The 19,402-nt window shown below is 61.1% G+C and carries 18 protein-coding genes; 8 read left to right on the top strand and 10 right to left on the bottom strand.

The window, feature by feature from the left end:
- The first annotated feature begins 70 nt into the window (after nucleotides 1–70).
- From rfbA to lhgO, 5 genes are read left to right on the top strand one after another with little or no spacing between them, the layout of a single operon-like run.
- Nucleotides 71–949 carry a glucose-1-phosphate thymidylyltransferase RfbA gene (rfbA, locus tag ACX3OW_RS18655; RefSeq protein WP_459097305.1) on the top strand — a complete coding sequence of 293 codons (879 nt, stop codon included), beginning with the start codon at nucleotides 71–73 and terminating at the stop codon, nucleotides 947–949.
- A 23-nt stretch (nucleotides 950–972) separates the two neighbouring features.
- Nucleotides 973–1,521: a dTDP-4-dehydrorhamnose 3,5-epimerase gene (gene rfbC, locus ACX3OW_RS18650; protein ID WP_459097304.1), complete on the top strand. Its 549-nt coding sequence runs from the start codon at nucleotides 973–975 to the stop codon at nucleotides 1,519–1,521.
- On the top strand, nucleotides 1,518–2,582 hold the full coding sequence (gene rfbB, locus ACX3OW_RS18645; RefSeq protein ID WP_459097303.1) for a dTDP-glucose 4,6-dehydratase: 1,065 nt from the start codon (nucleotides 1,518–1,520) through the stop codon (nucleotides 2,580–2,582). The genes rfbC and rfbB overlap by 4 nt, the downstream gene beginning before the upstream one ends.
- Nucleotides 2,579–3,472: a dTDP-4-dehydrorhamnose reductase gene (rfbD, locus tag ACX3OW_RS18640; RefSeq protein ID WP_459097302.1), complete on the top strand. Its 894-nt coding sequence runs from the start codon at nucleotides 2,579–2,581 to the stop codon at nucleotides 3,470–3,472. The genes rfbB and rfbD overlap by 4 nt, the downstream gene beginning before the upstream one ends.
- A gap of 52 nt (nucleotides 3,473–3,524) precedes the next feature.
- On the top strand, nucleotides 3,525–4,724 hold the full coding sequence (lhgO, locus tag ACX3OW_RS18635) for an L-2-hydroxyglutarate oxidase (protein ID WP_459097301.1): 1,200 nt from the start codon (nucleotides 3,525–3,527) through the stop codon (nucleotides 4,722–4,724).
- Here lhgO and ACX3OW_RS18630 read toward each other — a convergent pair whose 3' ends face one another.
- Nucleotides 4,725–5,492, bottom strand: coding sequence for an AfsR/SARP family transcriptional regulator (locus tag ACX3OW_RS18630; RefSeq protein WP_459097300.1), 768 nt, complete (start codon nucleotides 5,490–5,492; stop codon nucleotides 4,725–4,727).
- A 65-nt stretch (nucleotides 5,493–5,557) separates the two neighbouring features.
- Nucleotides 5,558–6,331 (bottom strand): response regulator transcription factor, encoded by a 774-nt coding sequence (locus tag ACX3OW_RS18625; RefSeq protein ID WP_459097299.1) that lies wholly within the window; start codon nucleotides 6,329–6,331, stop codon nucleotides 5,558–5,560.
- A 370-nt stretch (nucleotides 6,332–6,701) separates the two neighbouring features.
- Here ACX3OW_RS18625 and ACX3OW_RS18620 point away from each other — a divergent pair, with 370 nt between their 5' ends.
- Complete coding sequence (locus tag ACX3OW_RS18620) at nucleotides 6,702–8,228, top strand: O-antigen translocase (protein ID WP_459097298.1); 1,527 nt, start codon at nucleotides 6,702–6,704, stop codon at nucleotides 8,226–8,228.
- Here ACX3OW_RS18620 and ACX3OW_RS18615 read toward each other — a convergent pair.
- Genes ACX3OW_RS18615 through ACX3OW_RS18590 form a run of 6 tightly spaced genes read right to left on the bottom strand, consistent with a single transcriptional unit; the run spans nucleotide 8,225 to nucleotide 13,680 of the window.
- Complete coding sequence (locus ACX3OW_RS18615; protein WP_459097297.1) at nucleotides 8,225–9,388, bottom strand: DegT/DnrJ/EryC1/StrS family aminotransferase; 1,164 nt, start codon at nucleotides 9,386–9,388, stop codon at nucleotides 8,225–8,227. The genes ACX3OW_RS18620 and ACX3OW_RS18615 overlap by 4 nt on opposite strands.
- On the bottom strand, nucleotides 9,385–10,359 hold the full coding sequence (locus tag ACX3OW_RS18610; RefSeq protein ID WP_459097296.1) for an NAD-dependent epimerase/dehydratase family protein: 975 nt from the start codon (nucleotides 10,357–10,359) through the stop codon (nucleotides 9,385–9,387). The genes ACX3OW_RS18615 and ACX3OW_RS18610 overlap by 4 nt, the downstream gene beginning before the upstream one ends.
- A 19-nt stretch (nucleotides 10,360–10,378) precedes the next feature.
- Nucleotides 10,379–11,059: an acyltransferase gene (locus tag ACX3OW_RS18605; protein ID WP_459097295.1), complete on the bottom strand. Its 681-nt coding sequence runs from the start codon at nucleotides 11,057–11,059 to the stop codon at nucleotides 10,379–10,381.
- The gene (locus ACX3OW_RS18600) at nucleotides 11,043–12,146 is read right to left on the bottom strand and encodes a DegT/DnrJ/EryC1/StrS family aminotransferase (protein ID WP_459097294.1); all 1,104 of its coding nucleotides are present in this window, start codon (nucleotides 12,144–12,146) and stop codon (nucleotides 11,043–11,045) included. Before ACX3OW_RS18600 ends, ACX3OW_RS18605 begins: the two co-directional genes overlap by 17 nt.
- Nucleotides 12,143–13,180: a Gfo/Idh/MocA family protein gene (locus tag ACX3OW_RS18595; protein WP_459097293.1), complete on the bottom strand. Its 1,038-nt coding sequence runs from the start codon at nucleotides 13,178–13,180 to the stop codon at nucleotides 12,143–12,145. Before ACX3OW_RS18595 ends, ACX3OW_RS18600 begins: the two co-directional genes overlap by 4 nt.
- Nucleotides 13,177–13,680 carry an acyltransferase gene (locus ACX3OW_RS18590; protein WP_459097292.1) on the bottom strand — a complete coding sequence of 168 codons (504 nt, stop codon included), beginning with the start codon at nucleotides 13,678–13,680 and terminating at the stop codon, nucleotides 13,177–13,179. Before ACX3OW_RS18590 ends, ACX3OW_RS18595 begins: the two co-directional genes overlap by 4 nt.
- Before the next feature lie 267 nt (nucleotides 13,681–13,947).
- On the opposite strand from ACX3OW_RS18590, the gene ACX3OW_RS18585 reads away from it, so the two are divergent.
- Nucleotides 13,948–15,651 carry a type I secretion system permease/ATPase gene (locus ACX3OW_RS18585; protein WP_459097377.1) on the top strand — a complete coding sequence of 568 codons (1,704 nt, stop codon included), beginning with the start codon at nucleotides 13,948–13,950 and terminating at the stop codon, nucleotides 15,649–15,651.
- Nucleotides 15,644–16,993: an HlyD family type I secretion periplasmic adaptor subunit gene (locus tag ACX3OW_RS18580; protein ID WP_459097291.1), complete on the top strand. Its 1,350-nt coding sequence runs from the start codon at nucleotides 15,644–15,646 to the stop codon at nucleotides 16,991–16,993. The genes ACX3OW_RS18585 and ACX3OW_RS18580 overlap by 8 nt, the downstream gene beginning before the upstream one ends.
- On the opposite strand, the gene ACX3OW_RS18575 is transcribed toward ACX3OW_RS18580, so the two are convergent.
- Nucleotides 16,994–17,737 carry a CpsD/CapB family tyrosine-protein kinase gene (locus ACX3OW_RS18575; RefSeq protein ID WP_459097290.1) on the bottom strand — a complete coding sequence of 248 codons (744 nt, stop codon included), beginning with the start codon at nucleotides 17,735–17,737 and terminating at the stop codon, nucleotides 16,994–16,996.
- A gap of 4 nt (nucleotides 17,738–17,741) precedes the next feature.
- On the bottom strand, nucleotides 17,742–19,253 hold the full coding sequence (locus ACX3OW_RS18570) for a GumC family protein (RefSeq protein ID WP_459097289.1): 1,512 nt from the start codon (nucleotides 19,251–19,253) through the stop codon (nucleotides 17,742–17,744).
- Nucleotides 19,254–19,402 lie beyond the last annotated feature (149 nt).

The following is a 19,402-nucleotide window of genomic DNA, read 5'->3' as shown; positions in this document are numbered from 1 at the left end:
AGACGGGGTCTTTGCCGCGGCGTCGACGAGGATCCGGCCAACTGGGTCGTTGGGAGCGGGAGAGTGAAGGGTGAAGGGCATTATTCTGGCGGGTGGCAGTGGGACGAGGCTCTACCCTTTGACGCTGGCGATCTCCAAGCAAATCCTGCCAATCTATGACAAGCCGATGCTTTATTATCCGCTGAGTGTTCTCATGCGCGCCGGCATCCGCGACATCATGATAATTTCGACGCCCCGCGACCTGCCGGCTTTCGAGATGCTGCTGGGCGATGGCGGCGAGTTCGGGCTCGAGCTATCCTATGCCGAGCAGTGCCAGCCCAATGGGCTGGCCGAGGCTTTCATCATCGGCCGCAATTTCATTGGCGACGACAATGTGGCGATGATCCTCGGCGACAATCTCTATTTCGGCGATGGTTTAGCGGATCTGACCAAGGCGGCGGCCACCCGCGCTGCGGGCGCCACCATCTTTGCCTATCAGGTGGATGATCCACAGCGCTACGGTGTCGTCACCTTCGATCCATGTACTGGCAAGGCCGTCAATATCGTGGAAAAACCCGAATTCCCAGACTCCGACTGGGCGGTAACGGGGCTCTATTTCTACCCCAACGATGTCGTCGATATTGCCGCAGCGACCAGACCCTCGGCGCGTGGCGAACTCGAAATCACCTCGGTCAACAACGACTATCTGCGACGCGGCCTCCTTAACGTGGCGCGGCTAGGGCGAGGCTATGCCTGGCTCGATACGGGTACGCATGAGAGCCTCCACGATGCGGCCTCGTTCGTACGCACCATCGAACAGCGGCAGGGCGTGCAGATCGCCTGCCTCGAGGAGATCGGGCTCGAAATGGGCTGGCTCGATCCCGAGCGGGCAATGGCGCGGGCAGGGCGGTTGGGCGGGTCGCGCTACGCCACCTATCTCAAGCGGCGTATCGGGGAACTGGTGCTGTGAGCATATTGGTTCGAGAGACGAGCTTGGCCGGTGTGCTGGAAATCCAGGCACAACAGCACGGCGATGAACGGGGCAGTTTTTGCGAGGTCTGGAGCGCCGAGGATTTTGCCCGCCACGGGATCAGCATCGCATTCGTCCAGGACAACCATTCCGTCTCGCGCCAGCGTGGCGTGATGCGTGGGCTGCATTATCAATTGCCCCCCTTTGCGCAGGCCAAATTGGTGCGCGTGGCGCGAGGAGCGATCTTTGACGTTGCTGCGGACATTCGCCCAAGCTCGTCCACCTTTGGGCAATGGGTGGGTGTCGAACTCTCGGCCGCGTGCTGGAACCAGTTGCTTGTACCGGCGGGCTATGCGCATGGCTTTGTCACGATCGAGTCGGACACCGAAGTCATCTACAAGGTATCGCAGCCCTATAGCCGCGAGCACGAGCGGGCCATCCGCTTTGATGACCCCTGCCTGGCCATCGCCTGGCCTGTCCTCGCTGCCGATATGTTGTTTTCGGATAAGGACAGCCTGGCGCCGACGCTCGACGCCGCTGATCTCACCGAGCTCATGGAGGTTTCAGTATGAGGGCCCTGGTCACCGGCGGTGCCGGTTTTATCGGCTCGGCGCTTTGTCGCCATCTAATGCAGGATCCAAACAATGTCGTCGTGGTGCTCGACAAGCTCACCTATGCCGGTAATCTGCAGTTGATCGCGGCGCTGCGCGAACTGCCAAATTTCACCTTTGTGCGCGGGGACATTGGCGATGGGCCACTGGTAAGCCACTTGCTGGCGCATCACCGCATCGATCACATCATCCATCTCGCGGCCGAAACCCATGTCGACCGCTCGATAGACGCACCGGGGGCGTTCATCGAGACCAATGTCGTGGGCACATACGCATTGCTGCATGCGGCATTGAAACATTGGCAGAAGCTTCCGCCGCGCGAACGGACACAGTTTCGCTTTCACCACGTCTCGACCGACGAGGTCTTCGGCGACCTGCCATTCGACGGGAGCCTCTTTTCCGAAACCACGCCCTACGCGCCTTCGTCGCCGTATTCGGCATCAAAGGCTGCTTCTGACCACCTGGTCCGAGCCTGGCACCACACCTATGGGCTTCCCGTGGTGCTGTCCAACTGTTCCAACAATTACGGTCCCTATCACTTCCCTGAAAAGCTCATCCCTCTGATGATCCTAAACGCCCTCGCCGAGCAGCCGTTGCCGGTCTATGGCACTGGCAGTAATGTGCGCGACTGGCTCTATGTGTACGACCACGCTCGTGCCTTGGCGCTGGTCAGCGCGCGCGGCACAATCGGCGAAAGCTACAATATCGGGGGCAAGGCAGAATGCTCCAATCTCGACATAGTCGAGCAGATCTGCGCCCTCCTCGATAAGCGATCGCCACGAGAAGATGGTTCAGCCTATGCAGAACTTGTTAACTTTGTAACCGATCGCCCCGGACACGACCGGCGCTATGCCATGGACATCAGCAAGATTGAACGCGATCTGGGCTGGACGCCGCAGGAGACCCTTCAGTCCGGCCTGGGCAAGACCGTCGACTGGTATCTCGACAATGCCAATTGGTGGCGGCCGCTGCAGGGCTCTGGTGAGGCCACGGCGCGCCGCGGTGTGGCGCTTTCCCCATGAAAGTGCTGGTCAGCGGCAGGAGCGGGCAGCTCGCCCAGTGTCTGATGGAGCGGGCGGCCAGATACGGCGATATCGAACTCGTCGCGCTTGGCCGGCCGGAACTCGACCTCTTGCGGCCAGAGACGCTTCTGCCCGTGCTTGAGCATGTAAGGCCCGACATGGTTGTATCGGCTGCCGCCTACACTGCCGTAGACCTTGCCGAGAGCCAGCCCAATCTGGCCTTTGCCGTCAATTGCGACGGGGCGGGTGCGTTGGCGGCGGCGGCAGAGCAGGTTGGCGCAAGCATCATTCATATTTCCACCGATTATGTGTTCTCGGGCGACAAGGGCGCGCCTTATGAGGAGAGCGACGCGGCCTCGCCGCTCAGCGCCTATGGGCTCTCCAAATATGCCGGCGAGCTGGAAGTGAGCGCGGCGAATGCAAAGAGCGTCATCCTGCGCACCGCCTGGGCCCACAGCCCCTATGGTAACAATTTCATTCGCGCCATGCTGAACCTCGCCACAAACAGGAGCATGGTCAATGTCGTGGCGGACCGCTATGGATCGCCCACATCCATGCTCGATGTCGCTGATGCGATTCTCCATCTGGTTAGCAGGCTGGATGCAAACCATTATGGGCTCTATCACCTGACTTGCCGCGGCAGCACCAGTTGGGCGGGTCTGGCGCGCCATGTTTTTGCTGCCAGCCGTGCCGTGGGTGGGCCCTGGGCGGAAGTTGAGGACATTTCCGGTGACGACTACAAGACGGCCGCGCAGCGCCCGCTCGCCTCGCCGCTGCTGGCCGTGCTTTTTGAGCGCCGGTTCAGTTGGGCCATGCCGTCCTGGCAGGAAAGCGCGACCGTAGTGGCGCAGCGTATTGCCCGCGAAATTGCGGCGTCAAATGCCCATTGAGATGAAACGTCGATAGCTGCTACGAGATTCACGAGATTCAGGGGCGTCAGATATGCGCTACGATTTCTGCGTCATCGGCGGGGGTATAGTGGGCTTGGCCACTGCGCGGGCGCTGCTTGCTGCCCGGCCCGGCGCCAGTCTCATTGTGTTGGAGAAAGAAGACCAACTCGGTATCCATCAGACGGGACGCAATTCCGGCGTTGTCCATTCCGGCATCTATTATGCCCCGGGCAGCCTGAAAGCCAGGCTGTGTAGTGCCGGCATGCGCATGACCAAGGACTATTGTCGCGCCCATGCCATTGCCTTTGAAGAGCGCGGCAAGCTTATCGTCGCGACCTCACCACTGGAAGTAGAGCGGCTTGACGCGCTGGAGCAGCGGGCAGCCACCCACGGCATTCCCGCTCAGTCCCTGTCTCGCAATGAGATAACCGCAATCGAGCCTGCGATAACTGGCATCAAGGCGCTTCACGTACCGTCATCGGCGATCGTGAACTATCGGGACATTCTGGCTGTCCTGGCTGCGGATGTCAGGCGCGATGGTGGCGAAATTGCCATGAGGACTGCGCCCTTGGCTATCAGGGAGTGCGGCGCTGACGTTGAACTGGACCTGGGCGAGCGGACCATCATCGCAGCAGCGCTCGTCGCCTGCGCCGGCCTGCAATCAGATCGCGTCGCCCGCATGGCCGGGCTCGATGTCGATTTTGCCATCGTGCCCTTCCGCGGCGAGTATTTCCGCCTCGCGCCCCGCCGTGCCGGGCTGGTAAATGCCATGATCTATCCGGTGCCCGACCCGGCATTGCCGTTTCTCGGCATCCACCTGACGCCGATGATCGACGGCAGCATCAGTCTTGGACCCAATGCCGTCCTCGGACTGGCGCGGGAGGGGTATGGCAAGCGAGCGCTCTCGCTTGAGGATTTGGCCGATGCAGCACGCTTTCCCGGCCTATGGCACCTGCTCGGAAAGAACCTGAAATCGGCGCTGGACGAACTGAGCAACAGCGTCTTTACCGGCCGTTACCTCGCTGCCTGCCGCAAATACTGCCCAGAGCTGGAGCTATCCGACCTCACGCCCATGCCTGCTGGAATCCGCGCTCAGGCGGTGAAGCGCGACGGCTCCATGGTTCAGGATTTCCTGATGCTGGAAACGGCGCGCATGCTTCACGTCTGCAACGCGCCCTCGCCAGCGGCCACCTCGTCGTTGCCTATCGCGGACTATATCGCCGATCGCTTGCTGGCGCGGCTCAAGGCCTAATCAAGCGGCCGGCGCCCGGTTCATCAGGTTGCGGTAGAAGTCGACGGTTTCGGCGGTCGGGTTTACCCCCAATTCGCGCCGCAACACATTGCTGCACTCTTCGTAGACATGTCGCAGCAGGGTAAAGTCGCCGTTCAGCGCCGCCTCATACATGAGAGCCCTGTGGGCGCCCTCATGGTAGGGATCTTCATCAAGTAGGCGCGATGCACAAAAATGGCGTTCCCGGTGAGTCAGCAGGCTGGTCGGTAGCACGGCCTGCGAGATGGCATTTATAAAGTCAAATCGCAGCGCCGTCCGGCGGTGATCCAGCCATTCTTCAAAACCCTGCCCGGCGGGCCGGTGCGCGCCCAGCAGGTCACCGCCATAGATCTCACATAGTCGCACCCACGCCTTGGGACCGGGATTGGCAATGAGCTCCCGAAACTCGACCAGATCGATATATACGCCGTTCCCCTGGCCAAGCCAGAACATGTTGGGGTCGCTCATCAGCACTTCAAAATGGTGCTGCTGCTGGAATCGTCTTATGCGAGCCACCGTCTGGCGCACATCCGCGTTCGCCTGCTCGGAGGCAGTGTCGGACCAGATCAGGTTGGCGATGCGTCGCCGGGAAATCGGCTGACCGCGACCCTCGATGATCAGGTAGGAAAGTATTCGTTGAAAATGACATGTGGGATAAACCACGACCCCGGAGGCGAATACATGGGAGTCGCCGAGTAGCCCTATGGCCACGTCGAATTCGCTGCCAAAGATTTCGATGCGTTCAGTCATTCAAGTAAAAGCACCATTTAACGTGCCCTCCTGACGCTCGATCATTCACTCCAAAGCGGAGTATATCACATCTGGGCGGCGGTGCGAATAGACGGGGAATCATACAACGGGCGGCGATCTAGGGATCGGAAGACCGCCGCTGCTTGCGTCCGGTTATGTACCTTGAGTTTTCGAATAATATTGTGAACGTGTACTTTAACCGTGTGCTCGGATAGCGCCATTTTGGACGCAATGATCTTGTTTTGCAGTCCATCCGACATCAGCTCGAGAACTTCTGCCTCTCGCGAGGAGAGAACACCTGCCGAATCTGCATGCGGGTCAGAGGAATTGCTCGGCCCACGGCGAGACAAGAAACCTCGTGCAGCAGATTTTGGAGAAACAACTTGCGGGAAATATTCACCACCATTCAGCAGGAGCCAGATGGTCGCCAGCCACACATTGATGGGTAGGTTGAACGGCACAAGCCCCTGTATGGCGCGTTCGGCCACGATCGCTCTGAGTGCCGGATCTTCATTCCATCCCCCTTCCACCATGAGAGCGATCTGGGCGTCTGGAAAGCGTTCGCGGCACTCTCCCATCAATGTTGATACGCTGCGGAAGGCAAACGCATCGATAAGAATTAGCCGCGGCTCAAATGTTGCCTCATTATCATCTGGGATTTTATTCGACAGGACAATATCTACTTCTGGAAAACACTTCTGCGTCGAATTGAGCAAGCTCTGAAATGCCACTCCGGTGTCAGCAAGAATAAGTATCCCTATTCTGCAACTATTTTGAATTGTTGTGTTTTGCCAAAACGCATACAAACCAGCCCCTGAAATAACAGACGTCTCAACCATTTTTACCCCCATTTTTGTCCTGTATTTACTTAGAATTCAAACTAATCACACAAGGCGTGACTCAGCCGTGACTCGGAGCGGCGCTCTATCAAACGGGTCAAAGTCTTTTCCGGCTTCGATTTAGTCCTCACCAGCGGGGGACCGCCTCCCAAACAGTTAGGGTTATGAATACTTGAGCGCCTCAACCCGCGGTGAAATGGCGGCTATCCTGATGTCGCGGGCCTTCTCCCCTGGACCGGCCTGCAGAATTGCGCTTCCCGTAGCCAGGACGATGTAGTGGCGCGCCAAAAGATCAGGTCACGGCCAATTGATGAGCTTCCCGGAGGCAGCAAGAGTGTGATCGACCAATCCGGGAGATCAGGTGCGCGCTATGGAGGAAGATAAGGGAGAGCAGGGCCGGCGATATGGCGACATCGTGAAGTCCATGTCAGTCATCGCCCTGTCGCAACTGATCAGCATTGCCCTCTCCATATTCCGGGTCAAAATACTGGCCGTGTTGCTCGGGCCAAGCGGGATTGGGCTCTTCGGTCTCTATAATGTGATCCTTGACCTTGGCGCAGGCGTTGCCGGGCTGGGAGTGCAGTCGAGCGGGGTTCGGCAGGTGGCGGTAGCCGTCGCTGCGGGAGAAGCTGCGCGCATAGCCACAGTCGCGCGAACGATCACGCTGCTGTCGGTCATGTTGGGTGCTGCGGGGGCCATCCTCCTCGTCCTCGTCGCCGGCCCGATCTCGCTTCTGACCTTCGGAACCGAGGCGAACGCACCGGCGGTTGGCCTTCTGGGCGCGGCGCTGTTCCTGCGCATCGTCGCCGGCGCCCCCCTTGCCATTCTTCAAGGCAGCCGGCGCATGGGCGATCTGGCACGCACGACGGTGCTCGGCGCTGTCGTCAATACGGTGGTCGCAATTGTGCTGGTCTATTGGTGGGGTGAGGCAGGGGTCGTCCCTTCCCTAGTTGCCATGGCCTTTACCTCCTGGCTCACGGCCCTCTGGTATGGCCGCCGACTGAGCTTGCCGCGTGTAGCGCTGACCTTGTCTTCGTTCAGCGCCGAAACGCGCCTGCTATTAGGGCTGGGCTTTGCCTTCATGGCCAGCGGCATTCTCACCGCCGGTGCCGCACTGGCCATTCGCGTGCTGATCGTCCAGCATGATGGCGTCGAAGCCGCTGGCAATTATCAGGCGGCCTGGGCCCTTGGCGGCATCTATGTCGGCTTCATCCTTCAGGCCATGGGTACGGATTTTTACCCACGCCTCGCGGGTCTTGCCGACGATCACGCTGCCGCCAACCGGCTCGTTAATGAGCAGGCCCGGGTAAGCCTGCTACTGGCGGGGCCGGGCCTGCTCGCGACCGTGGCGCTTTCCCCACTGGTGATCACAGCGTTCTATTCCAGCCAATTCGGGGACGCCGTTCCGGTTTTGCGCTGGCTGTGCCTCGGCATGCTCCTGCGGGTCATGGCCTGGCCCATGGGCTATCTCATCCTCGCCAAGGGCAGGCAGCGGATGTTCTTTTGGACGGAAGTGGCCGCGACAGCGGTGCATGTCGGGCTGGCCTATCTGCTGTTCAATACACTGGGCATTGTCGGCGCAGGCATTGCCTTTGTCGGGCTCTATGTCTGGCATGGCGCGATCATCAACATCCTCGTCCGGTCGCTGACCGGCTTTGTCTGGTTTCGCGAAAATCTATGGCTCGCCGCGTTGTTCTTCGGGCTGACCAGTCTTGCGCTATTAGCTGCCGAGTTTCTGCCTCCCGTGCCGGCACTGGCGGTGGGGCTGGCCATGACGGTGGCGGCCAGTTGGCTTTCCCTCACCCATCTGATCCGCATTGTTCCTCAAAAATGGATACCGTTGGTGCTCCGCCCCTTTGTCTACCGGCTGCTACGGCATCGACCGGAGGCGGCTTAGACAGAAAGGGCCGATGCGAGTTCATCGACGACATAATTTACATCATCGTCGCACATCTGCACGAAGAGCGGCAGGATGATCGCGCGGGCCTGCGCCTGTACGGACCGGGCGAGGTCGCCAACGCTGCGGAAGGCCGCAGCGTTGGAATAGGCCGGTTCGAGATGGGCATTCATGACGCCACGTCGGGTAGAAATTCCCCGATCGAGGAGGGTCTGCATGATCGCCACCTGATCGCAACACACCGGCAGCGTCACGCAATAGCTCTGCCAATTGCTGCGCGCCCAGTCCGGCTCCATGGGGGGCAAGACCTCGAGGGCCGCCAGCCTTGTCGTGTAAAGCCCCGCCAGCGCCCGCCTTTGCGAAATGATCTCGGGCAGGCGGGTCAATTGCACGCGGCCAATGGCCGCCTGCACGTCGGTCATGCGGTAATTGTAGCCGAGCGTTTCATAGCTTTCGAAGATCACCTCGGCCGCCCCATGACGCACAGTGTCGGGCACGCTCATGGCATGCTGGCGCAGCAGGCGGAACTTCTGGTCATAGTCGGCGTGGCGCGTGGTCAGCATGCCGCCATCGCCGGTGGTGATCACCTTGCGCGGGTGGAAGGAAAAGCACGCAATATCGCCAAGGCAGCGACCAATGCGCTGCCAGTCTCCATCTACCGCAATCTCGCTGCCCGATGCACAGGCTGCATCCTCAATGACCTTGATATCATGGGCCTGGGCGATGGCCACAATCGGCGCCAGGTCGCAGGGCATACCGAGTTGGTGGACACAGATGATGGCCCGGGTGCGAGGCGTGATGGCAGCCGTGATCTGATCGGGGTCGATGTTGAACCCGCCCTCGCTGATATCAATAAAGACGGGCAGCGCGCCGCAATAGCGGATGGCATTGGCGGTGGCGATGAAGGAATGGCTGACGGTAATTACCTCGTCGCCGGCTTCGACACCGACGGCAATCAGCGCCATATGGAGGGCAGTCGTGCAGTTGGATACCGCACAGGCGTGCGGCGCGTCGACATAGCGCGCGAATTCCTCTTCGAAGCGGGCGACTTCCTGCCCCTGCGTCACCCAACCGGAAAGGATGACCCGGCGGGTTGCCTCGGCCTCTTCCTCACCGAGAACCGGCCGTGCCACGGGAAGTTTGCGAATGGCCATGTTCATGCGACGGCACTCCGCTCGGAATCCCGGCTTTGCCGCCACCAGGCGACGAGGTCGGCCATCCCCTCCTCAAGGCCGATTTGGCTGGTGAAGCCAAGCTCGCGCGCCGCCTTCTCGGTCGAGGCTAGGCGGCGCGGCACCGGGTTCACCTTGCGGGCCGGTTCGTGCACCGGGCTCAGGGACGAGCCCATAACAGCGAGCAACACGCGCGCTAGGTCGCTGAGGCTGATTTCGGTGCCGCTGGCGACATTGAACACCGCGTCGCTGGCCCCAGATTGTGCCGCCAGCACGTTGGCGCGGGCGATGTCGCGCACATGAATGAAATCCATGGTCTGGCTGCCATCGCCCATGATGATCGGGGGCAGGCCGCTGGCGATGCGCTCCATCCAGCGGATCAACACCTCGGTATAGGCACCATGCACATCCATGCGCGGGCCATAGACGTTGAAGTAGCGCAGAGCCACATAATCGAGCCCCGTCATTTCGTTGAAACTGCGCAGCAGCGCCTCGTTGTAGACCTTGGCCGCGCCATAGATGGTGCGATTGTTATAGCTGTGATGCTGTTCCGTGGTCGGGAATACATCCGCCGCACCCAGCACCGACGCGGACGATGCGGCCACCACCTTCCCGACGCCCGCGTTCACCGCAGCGTCCAGCACATTGAATGTGCCGGTGGCCAACACATCGTGCGCGAGCCTTGGCTCCTCGGCGCATTGGGTGATGCGGATCGCCGCCTGATGGAAGAGGATGTCGATCCCCGCCATGGCCTGGGCCACCAGGGCGGCGTCGCGGACGTCTCCCTCAACGATGGTGACCGCCGCGAGCCTTTGTGCTTCATGCAGGTTTGTCATTCTGCCGCGCACGAAATTGTCAACGATGACGATCTCGGCCGGCTCCTGGCGCGCCACAAGGTCCGCAATATGGGAGCCGATAAGCCCGGCCCCACCAGTGATCAAAATGCGCTTGCCTCTCATCGTGTCAGATCCTTCTGGTTCAGCGCTGACGCAACACGCGGGCGGGAACGCCGGCGGCTATAGTGAAAGCCGGAATATCGGTGGTCACGACGGCACCCGCACCGATAATGGCGCCTTCCCCGATGGTGACGCCGGGCAGGATGGTCGCATTGGTGCCGATATCTGCGCCCGTCCCTATAAGAACCGGCTTGATTTCAAGATCGGTGGCGATGACTGGCACGCTGGTGGGTAGGCCCGTATGTTGCGAGCCCAATACCCGGGCGCCCGGGCCCCAGCCAACATGGTCGCCCAACACCAGGTTGCGCGCGTCGAAATAGGCTTGCGGGCCGATCCACACATGGTTGCCGATGGTGCAATGGCCATCGAAGCGGCCCTGGATATATGCCCCGGCCCCGATAAAGACATTGTTGCCGATCTCGAAGGTCTCGATATGCTTGAAGCCCACCTGACTCCCGACCTGCAGTCCGGCGCCGCATGACCTCGCACCGACCTGGAAGACTAGCTTGCGCATGAGTGCATCGAGCTTTCCGTCGCCGACCGCAAAGCGGGAATAAGCATCAGGCAGTCGCTCGCCGCCATAATGCTGCGCGAGCCAATCGGCAAAGCCGCGCTCAAAGGCAGGATCATTCTCCATATTGTTCCGGCCGTGGATGGCCGGGACGACGCGAGCATGCGAGGGCTCTTCAAGCAGCGTAGACATCTTGGCTCACCGCGTCGGCAATGAATTCCACGTCGCGTTCCGACAGCTCTGGATAGATTGGCAGCGACAAGACCGTGTCGGCTGCCGCTTCGGCCTGCACGAAGTCCCCACGCTTGTGGCCAAGGTCGGCATAGGCCGGTTGCAGATGCACCGGCACCGGATAGTGCAGGCCCGTTTCTATGCCTTCCTTCAACAGCTGCGCTCGAAGGTTATCGCGATCCCGCATACGCACCGCAAAAATGTGCCAGACATGTCGATTGCCCTCGGCCTCGATTGGCGCCGCAATGCAGGAGCCCTCCAGCAATTTTGTATAAAGCTGAGCGCGGGCACGACGTGTTTCAGTCCAGCTCTCAAGCTGCCGCAGTTTTACCCGCAGAATCGCGCCCTGAATGGCGTCCATCCGGTAATTATAACCCTCCACCACATGGTGGTAGCGCTTCTCCTGGCCCCAATCGCGCAACATGCGGATCTGGCGCGCATGCTCGTCATTGCTGGTGACGACCATCCCACCTTCGCCACAGGCGCCAAGGTTCTTGCCGGGATAGAAGCTAAAACAGCCCGAGACGCCCATGCTGCCGGCGCGCTGGCCCTTATAGCGCGCGCCATGCGCCTGGCAGGCATCTTCGACTACCGTTAGCCCATGCCGAGTTGCAAGGTCGAGGATGTCACTCATAGCCGCCATCTGCCCGTAAAGATGCACCGGTAGGATGGCCTTCGTGCGCGGCGTGATGGCGCTTTCGATCTTGTCGGGATCAATGGTGAAGGTCTTTGGATCGATATCGACAAAGACCGGCCGCGCACCAATATAGCGAATGGCCGCCGCCGAGGCGATGAAGGTGAACGGGGTGGTGATCACCTCATCGCCGCGCTTCACCCCCGCCGCCAGGAGTGCCAGATGCAGTGCGCTTGTGCCGGTATTGACCGCAACGGCATGGGTCGTGCCGCAATAGGCGGCGAATTCTTCTTCGAGCGCCGCCACGTCGTCGCCCAGCACATAGTGCCCCGAGCGCAGAACCTTGGTCACGGCGCTCTCGATCTGCGGCTGGATGCTGGCATATTGCGCCTTGAGGTCGAGAAAGGGGATCATGCGAGTTCCCTTTCGCGCGCCAGTTTCACGACAGCGCCGCCTCGGGCCATGGACTGCGTGGCGGCCTCCAGAATTTTGACAACCCGCAGGCCTGCGGCCCCGTCGGCTATCGGTCTGGTGCCACGCTCGACGCAGGTGACGAACTCATTAAGCTCGGAGCCGAGCGCTTCGGTGATGTCGAGCTGGGGCGCCGACATGTCGCCGGCCCGGTAGCCGATGCGCATCTGGTTGCGCCGCTCGCCCGCCTTTGGCGCCATCGGGTCAAAGGTTATGCCGCGGTCATAGATTTTGATTTTCTCGCTGGGTTCGAGATCGTCATAGACCACCATTTTCTGGCTGCCTCCTACCAACGTGCGCCGCACCTTAAGCGGCGCCAGCCAGTTGACATGGACATGGGCCATCAGCTTACAGTCGAAGTGCAGGTTCAGATACGCGATATTTTCGGGCGTCCCTTCCACGTGCGACATGCCGAGTGCCGAGACGGCGACGGGTTGGGCCTCGACCACGTAGTCCATGATCGAGAGGTCATGCACCGCCAAGTCCCACATGACGCTCACATCATGCTGGAAGATACCGAGATTCACCCGCACGGAGTCGTAGTAGTAGAGCTCGCCCAGATCGTTGCGGATCACCTCGCGCAGTTTCTTCACCGCACCGGTATGGATGAAGGTGTGGTCAACAGCGACCACAAGACCCCGCCGGTCCGCTTGGTCGATCAACCGCCGCGCCTGTTCCGAGGTTGCCGTAATCGGCTTCTCAACGAAGACGCTTTTGCCGGCCTTGAGGCATTTCATGGCGAGATCGAAATGGCTGGAAACCGGCGTCGCAATCGCCACCGCATCCACCTTGGGATCGTTGAGCACATTGGCCATGTCCTCTGTGATCTGCACTGCCGGATAGCGCGAACGCAACCGTGCCAGCCTCTCGGTTTGCAGGTCGCAGACCCAGCGCAGATCGACATTTGCAATGTCGGAGAAATTTCGGACCAGATTGGGGCCCCAATAGCCATAGCCGATAACGCCGATGCCAATCATGATTGCAACCCATGTTGATGAATGGAAGGATGGACCTGTTGCCGTTGGCTCAAGGGCCTGGCCGGGACACCGACGACAGTTTCGCCCGGCGCCACGTCGCGGGTGACCACAGAGCCGGCGCCGACAAGGGCGCCTGCTCCAATGGTCAGACCGGGCAGAATGGTGGCATTGCTGCCGATGGACGCATTGCGGCACACCCGGGTCGGCAGCACTGCCCAGTCGCCGCTGCCCTGGAGCGCGCCAGTTTCGGTCGTGGCGCGCGGGTAAAGGTCGTTGGTGAACATCACGCCATGGCCGATGAAGACGCCATCCTCAATGGCGACCCCTTCGCAGATGAAGCTGTGACTCGAAATCTTGCAGTTTCGTCCGATCGTCGCGTTCTTCTGGATTTCCACAAAACTGCCAACGCGGCTGTTGTCACCGATCGAGCAGCCATAAAGATTGACCAGGTCAGCGTGGTGGATCACCACGCCCTTGCCCAACGTCACCTGCTGCATCATTGCTTGCCCCCCATGCCGGCAAATTGTCTCGCCGATCCGGTGCAAAAATGTAGCAGTGCGCGGGTAGCCAGCAATTTCTCAATGTAGCTACGGGGATAGCTCGACCAGCAGGCGTCGCGGGAAATGCGCGGCTTTCAGGTTAGAGGCGCAGCTCGGCATAGGCCAATTGAGCTAGCGAGGCCGTACGCGCCGCCCTGCTATCGATAGGCCCCGGACAGCGACCCCTGACGCCATGGCGAGGCCGCTAGCGAGGAGGCCGCCTTGTCGATGATGGTTGCCAGCGCCGAACCCAACTCGCTCGGAGATGTGCTTCGCCTGGCGCGTGGCCACGTTGTCGTGCTCTTCGCGCTCAGCGTCACCTCCAACATCCTGATGTTGACGGGCTCGATCTTCATGCTGCAGGTTTATGACCTGGTCATTCCGAGCCGTTCGGCAGAAACGCTGGCCGCACTGACCGCACTGGTGGTCGTGCTGTTCGGCTTCTATGCGGTCATCGAATGGATTAGGGCGCGCATGGCCGGTCGCATCGGTGGCCTGCTCCATGACCGACTGGCGCAGCGTCTCTTCCCACTCACCATGCGTATGAGGATCAATCAGAGCCACCTCCATCTAAGCAATCCGGTGCAGGATCTCGATCAGGTTCGCCTCTTCATTTCAGGACCAGGCGCGATCTCGCTGCTGGATATCCCATGGGTGCCGATCTACCTGGCGCTGGCCTTTTATCTACACCCCTGGCTCGGCACGATGGCGCTGGCCGGCGGTCTGGTGATGACCCTGCTGCTGGTGCTCAACGAACTCAACTCCCACCGGCCCGCTATGGCCACAACGGCGGCGTCTGGCGAACGCGCCGCGCTCGGCCGAGACGCCGACAACAATGCCGAGTCCATCTTTGCCATGGGCATGCAGGACGCCGTGACGCGGCGCTGGGCGCGGGCCTCCGGACAACTGGTGCGTACCCAGATGCGCTCGTCCGACCGCGTGGCCTTTTACAGTTCGATCACCAAGGGCTTTCGCTTCCTCCTCCAATCGGCCGTCCTCGCGCTGGGTGCCTATCTCGTCATTCAAAACCAGGCGACAGGCGGCATCATGATCGCCGCGTCGATCCTCACCTCTCGCGCCCTTGCGCCCATGGAACAGGTTGTCGCCCACTGGCGCAGTTTCGTCAGCGCCCGCCAGGCCGGGGTGCGCATCAACCGCATGCTCAAGGCTTCCGGGCAGCGGGAACGACCAACGCGCCTCCCCATCCAGCGCCAGACCCTCAGCGTCGAAAATCTTTCGACCGGCATCAACGCCGAAAGCATTGTGGCGCGTGGCGTCACCTTCACGCTCAATGCGGGTGACGGACTGGGCATTATCGGCCCGTCCGGCGCAGGCAAGTCTTCGATAGCGCGGGCGCTGGTCGGCGTCTGGCCCGTCCTGTCCGGGGCGATCCGCCTCGACGGCTCCGAACTGGCCCATTTTGACCCGGGCGAACTCGGCGCGGCAATCGGTTACCTGCCGCAATCGGTGGAGTTGCTCAACGGCACCATCGCTGAAAATATCTGCCGCTTCGACGCCAGCCATGACACCGAGGCTATCCTCGCCGCTGCGCAGGCTACCGGCGTGCATGATCTCATTGCGTCCCTGCCCAATGGCTACGAGACCAATCTCAGCGCCCACGGGTCCAATCTCTCCGCAGGGCAGCGCCAGCGCATCGGTCTTGCCCGCGCGCTTTATGGCAATCCGTTTCTCGTGGTGCTCGATGAACCCAATTCCAATCTCGACATGGAGGGCGACGAGGCGCTCACCCTCGCCATAGAGGAGGCCCGCAGGCGCGGTTCGATTGTCATAGTCGTCGCGCATCGTCCGAGCGCTATCTCTGCGGTCGACAAATTACTGTTCATGCGTGACGGACGCCAGGTGGCGTTCGGCGGCAAGGGCGAAGTGCTCGACCGGGTCGCGCTGCCAGCCTCGCAGGCCCGCGATGCGTAGTCCCCTCCAACTCGACCGGCCCGGCATAAACCGGCTTGGGCCCAACGATCACTATCTCGGCAGCCTCCAGCGCCATGCGGTGATAGGCGGCATCGTACTGGCAGCGCTGTTTGTCGGTCTCGGCGGCTGGGTGGCGCTGGCACAGGTGCAAAGCGCCGTCATTGCTTCGGGCATCGTCGTGGTTGAGGGAGGGGCGCGCAAGGTGCAGCATTCCGAAGGCGGTATCGTCCGCGAAATCCTGGTGCAGGACAATGACAGTGTCACCGCGGGCCAACTCCTGGTGCGGCTTGACGATGTCTTCGCGCAGGCTGAACTCGGCGTGATGAAAACCCAGCTCCGCGAGGCATTGGGGGCCAGCGCTCGCCTCTCTGCCGAGAGCATTGGCAGCACCTCCATGGAACTGCCCCAAGTCCCTAGTGTTCTCGACGCTGATCCGCTGCTCGAACAGGTCGTGCGCGACCAGCTCCGCTTGCTTCTGACGCGAAAGCAATCGCTTGACAGCTCAGTGTCCCGGATTGCCGAGCTGATCACCGAAAAGGAGGCGCTCATCGCCGGGCAGCAGGCCCAGATCACCGCTTATTCGAGCCAGCTTGAGATCGTCACAAACGAGTTGCAACAGCTCGAAACCCTTGCGGGGCAGGAACTTATCTCCAACCAGCGCGTCAACGAGATGCGGCGCAGCAAGGCCGAGATCGAAGGACAATTGGCTGGCGTTCAATCGGCCATTGCCTCAACGCAAAGTTCGATCGCCGAGCTGCGCCTGCAGTCCGAACAAACGGTGAGCGATTTTCGCTCCCAGGCGCTGACCGAACTCCAGGCGGTGTCCCAGACCATCGCCGAGGTGATCGAAAAAATCATCGCCGCCCAGGCCAGGCTGATGCGCCTCGAAATCCGCGCGCCGATCGACGGCACGGTGCATGAATCCATCGTGCACACTGTGGGTGGCGTTGTCTCTCCGGGCGAAGAGCTGATGCTGATCGTTCCGCGGGCCGTCCATCTGGTGGTTGACCTGCGCGTGCGGCCCACCGACGTCAGCCGCCTCCATGTTGGCCAGCTCGCCGATATCCGTCTCTTGAGCTTCGACACCCGCAGCACACCGCTGCTGGACGGCACCGTCGACGCCATCGCCCCGGACCTATTGCGGGACCAGGTCACCGGCATGGAATATTTCTCAGTGCGGGTTGGTGTGGCCGACGAAGAACTGGCGAAGCTTCCGGCGGAGGCCCAGCTGGTTCCGGGCATGCCCGCCGAAGGCTTCTTCCAGACCGGCGAACGGTCCGTCTGGTCCTATCTTATGGCGCCAATCGAAGAGCGGTTCGTGCGGACCTTCCGCGAAGGCTGATCAAGCCTGGAAATTGCTGTTCTTGCCAGTAGGGTAACGGCACTTGTTGAGCACCACGCCGAGCAGGTGCGTGCGGTCCCTCATCTGCCGTTCGCACACATCGATATCGTCGATCGTGCTCTGCTCAGCTCCCACCACCAGAAGCGAGGCCTCCACCAACGGCAAGAGCCCGAGGCAGTCGTCTCCTTCCAGCAGCGCAGGGAGATTGTAGAGGACGAGGTCGGCACCCAGCTCCGCTCGTAACGTGCCCAGAACCGCCGCCGTGTCGGCGCTGTGCAGCAGTTCGGAAACATGGCTCGCACTAGGCGGACTTGTCCCGATTGCGAGATTGTCGCCCAGCCGGACGAGATAGTCCTCCGCCTGGCACCGACCACGCAGAAAATCTTCGGTCGCATAGCGCCCCGAATGTCCGAAGATGCGCGCCAGGTTTGGCCGCCGCAACTCGAGGTCTATCAGCGCAATCTTGAGCTTTTCGTGTCTGGCAAGGCTGATGGCGAGATTGGCCGCCACCGTTGTCTTGCCACATTTTTCCGTCGGCGCCGAAATGCCCAGCGTCCTCCAGCCCTTGGTGCGCGCATCCTGCAAAACCTTGGTGCGCATGATGTCGAAGATGGCGGCACCCGAATGCCGCCGCGTCAAGGAAATAATCCGCTGCCGCTCAAGCCGCCATGGATCGATGTCGAGCGCCGCGATTTCTTGCCATGACACTGCCGTATTGGAATTCGTCTGCAGCGGGGTGTCCATTTTTCTACTGGCCCGTTCTGGTCTTGGTAAAAGCGGCAAGCGCGGGGACCGGGAAAGCGTTTCGGCTTCCCCCGAAACCCAGTCTGCTACGCACAGCTTTGGACAGACGCCGCAGCCCCCCATGGCCCCGTGCCGGCCGATCGATATAGGGCACGGTGACAAAAGGCACGATCTGCAGCCGCGAGACCAGCTCGGCCGGTCGGCGGATATGCTTGCTCAGCAATTCCGGCACCACGACCACTGCCAGCGCCAGTACGAATGCACCCAGCGCACTACCCAGCAGCAAGACACGCTGGCCTGGACCCTGCGCCTTCTGCGGCGGCACCGCACTTTCGATCAAAGACAGGCGCTCGCCCTTGAGCAGCAGTTCGATCTGTTGCCCCGTTGAGGCCTCGGCCAGCCGGGAGACCGTCATGTCATATTGAGCCTGCAGGTTTTGGTGGTCCCGCTGCAGCGAATTGAGTGCCGTTTCGATGCCGGGTGTCGCCTTGATGGAGGCCGTCAGCGCCGCCAGCGATTGGTTGAGCTGCACGCGCTCGTCTTCAATCTCCTCAAGCCGCACGCGGATGTCGAACATCGCCGGGCTTTGCCTGGCGCCGTCACCGGCAGTGTCGATTCCTGCGCCCTGGTTGGTCGCCATCAGGCTCTTTTCCAGCGTCTCGATGCGGCTGCGCAGCGCCACGATTGTGGGGCTCGTCTCGGTGAAGGTCGCCCGCTGCTGCGCCAGCAATTGCCGCAGCGACGTCAGCGTCTGCTCGTCCGGCGTCGCCGGATTGACGATCACACCAAGAGGTCGTGACTGCAGCTCCAGCTGCTGCCGGTTGAGTCCCGCCTTCTCCTGCGCCAGCACCAGCAAGCGGCTTTGCTGATTGGTCTGCTGCGTCCGGCGGAATTCGATGCTGTCGGGCAGCGCATTGATATTGGCGTTCTTGAACCTGAGGATATTTCCCTCAACGATCCGGAGCGCAGCATTGAGCCTTGCAGTCTCCTTGTTGAAGAAGGTCACCGTTTCCTGCGCTCGTCTTGTGCGCAAGGCGACGTCCTTTTTCAGGATCATGGCGACGAGGTCATTGACGACCTCAGCTGCCGTGCTCGGATGATCTGCCTTGAAGGAAATTTCAAAGACGGTCGCGGTTGCGCCGTTGCCCGTGCCAATCGGCATCGGGGTGATCCCCAGGCGCGCCAGCATGTCGGCGACGATCTCCGTATCGGTCCGCTGCGGTGTGCCGGCGTCAAGCCCGAAGCGCTCGGCCAGGTCCAAAAGACTCTGCCGCGACAGCACGTCCTCCTGGATGATCTGAAATTGCTCCGCGGCACCGGTGGGCACGGTGGATTTGGCCAGATCTGTCGGTATCTGCGGCGATTCCACGAGAATTCGCGCCGTCGCCTGATACGACACCGGCCAGAAGACAATCGCGGCGACAAAGGCCGTGCTGACCAGCGCCAAAACCGTGAGAAACACCGGCAATTTCCGGCGGAACAGGGCAAAATAGAATCTGAAATCAAGATCGAGCAATGCCGTCACCTGCTGTCGGCAGCCGCGGACAATGCGACGCTTGGCGACGAGGATAAGGCTCTGACGGGGCTGCACTATCGCCAACACGGGTAGGGGTTCGCCCCGCCTACGCCGCATGGGCTAAGCCGCACTAGTCGGTTCAGGCAGAC

The sequence above is a fragment of the Devosia sp. A449 genome (assembly GCF_054489375.1).
This window is presented reverse-complemented; position numbering and strand designations above follow the sequence as displayed.

Excerpts from the sequence above, each read along its gene's own strand:
- rfbB (WP_459097303.1), top strand. The coding sequence starts at position 1,518 with ATGAGGGCCCTGGTCACCGGCGGTGCCGGTTTTATCGGCTCGGCGCTT.
- rfbD (WP_459097302.1), top strand. The coding sequence starts at position 2,579 with ATGAAAGTGCTGGTCAGCGGCAGGAGCGGGCAGCTCGCCCAGTGTCTG.
- lhgO (WP_459097301.1), top strand. The coding sequence starts at position 3,525 with ATGCGCTACGATTTCTGCGTCATCGGCGGGGGTATAGTGGGCTTGGCC.
- ACX3OW_RS18630 (WP_459097300.1), bottom strand. The coding sequence starts at position 5,492 with ATGACTGAACGCATCGAAATCTTTGGCAGCGAATTCGACGTGGCCATA.
- ACX3OW_RS18625 (WP_459097299.1), bottom strand. The coding sequence starts at position 6,331 with ATGGTTGAGACGTCTGTTATTTCAGGGGCTGGTTTGTATGCGTTTTGG.
- ACX3OW_RS18620 (WP_459097298.1), top strand. The coding sequence starts at position 6,702 with ATGGAGGAAGATAAGGGAGAGCAGGGCCGGCGATATGGCGACATCGTG.
- ACX3OW_RS18615 (WP_459097297.1), bottom strand. The coding sequence starts at position 9,388 with ATGAACATGGCCATTCGCAAACTTCCCGTGGCACGGCCGGTTCTCGGT.
- ACX3OW_RS18610 (WP_459097296.1), bottom strand. The coding sequence starts at position 10,359 with ATGAGAGGCAAGCGCATTTTGATCACTGGTGGGGCCGGGCTTATCGGC.
- ACX3OW_RS18605 (WP_459097295.1), bottom strand. The coding sequence starts at position 11,059 with ATGTCTACGCTGCTTGAAGAGCCCTCGCATGCTCGCGTCGTCCCGGCC.
- ACX3OW_RS18600 (WP_459097294.1), bottom strand. The coding sequence starts at position 12,146 with ATGATCCCCTTTCTCGACCTCAAGGCGCAATATGCCAGCATCCAGCCG.
- ACX3OW_RS18595 (WP_459097293.1), bottom strand. The coding sequence starts at position 13,180 with ATGATTGGCATCGGCGTTATCGGCTATGGCTATTGGGGCCCCAATCTG.
- ACX3OW_RS18590 (WP_459097292.1), bottom strand. The coding sequence starts at position 13,680 with ATGATGCAGCAGGTGACGTTGGGCAAGGGCGTGGTGATCCACCACGCT.
- ACX3OW_RS18585 (WP_459097377.1), top strand. The coding sequence starts at position 13,948 with ATGATGGTTGCCAGCGCCGAACCCAACTCGCTCGGAGATGTGCTTCGC.
- ACX3OW_RS18580 (WP_459097291.1), top strand. The coding sequence starts at position 15,644 with ATGCGTAGTCCCCTCCAACTCGACCGGCCCGGCATAAACCGGCTTGGG.
- ACX3OW_RS18575 (WP_459097290.1), bottom strand. The coding sequence starts at position 17,737 with ATGGACACCCCGCTGCAGACGAATTCCAATACGGCAGTGTCATGGCAA.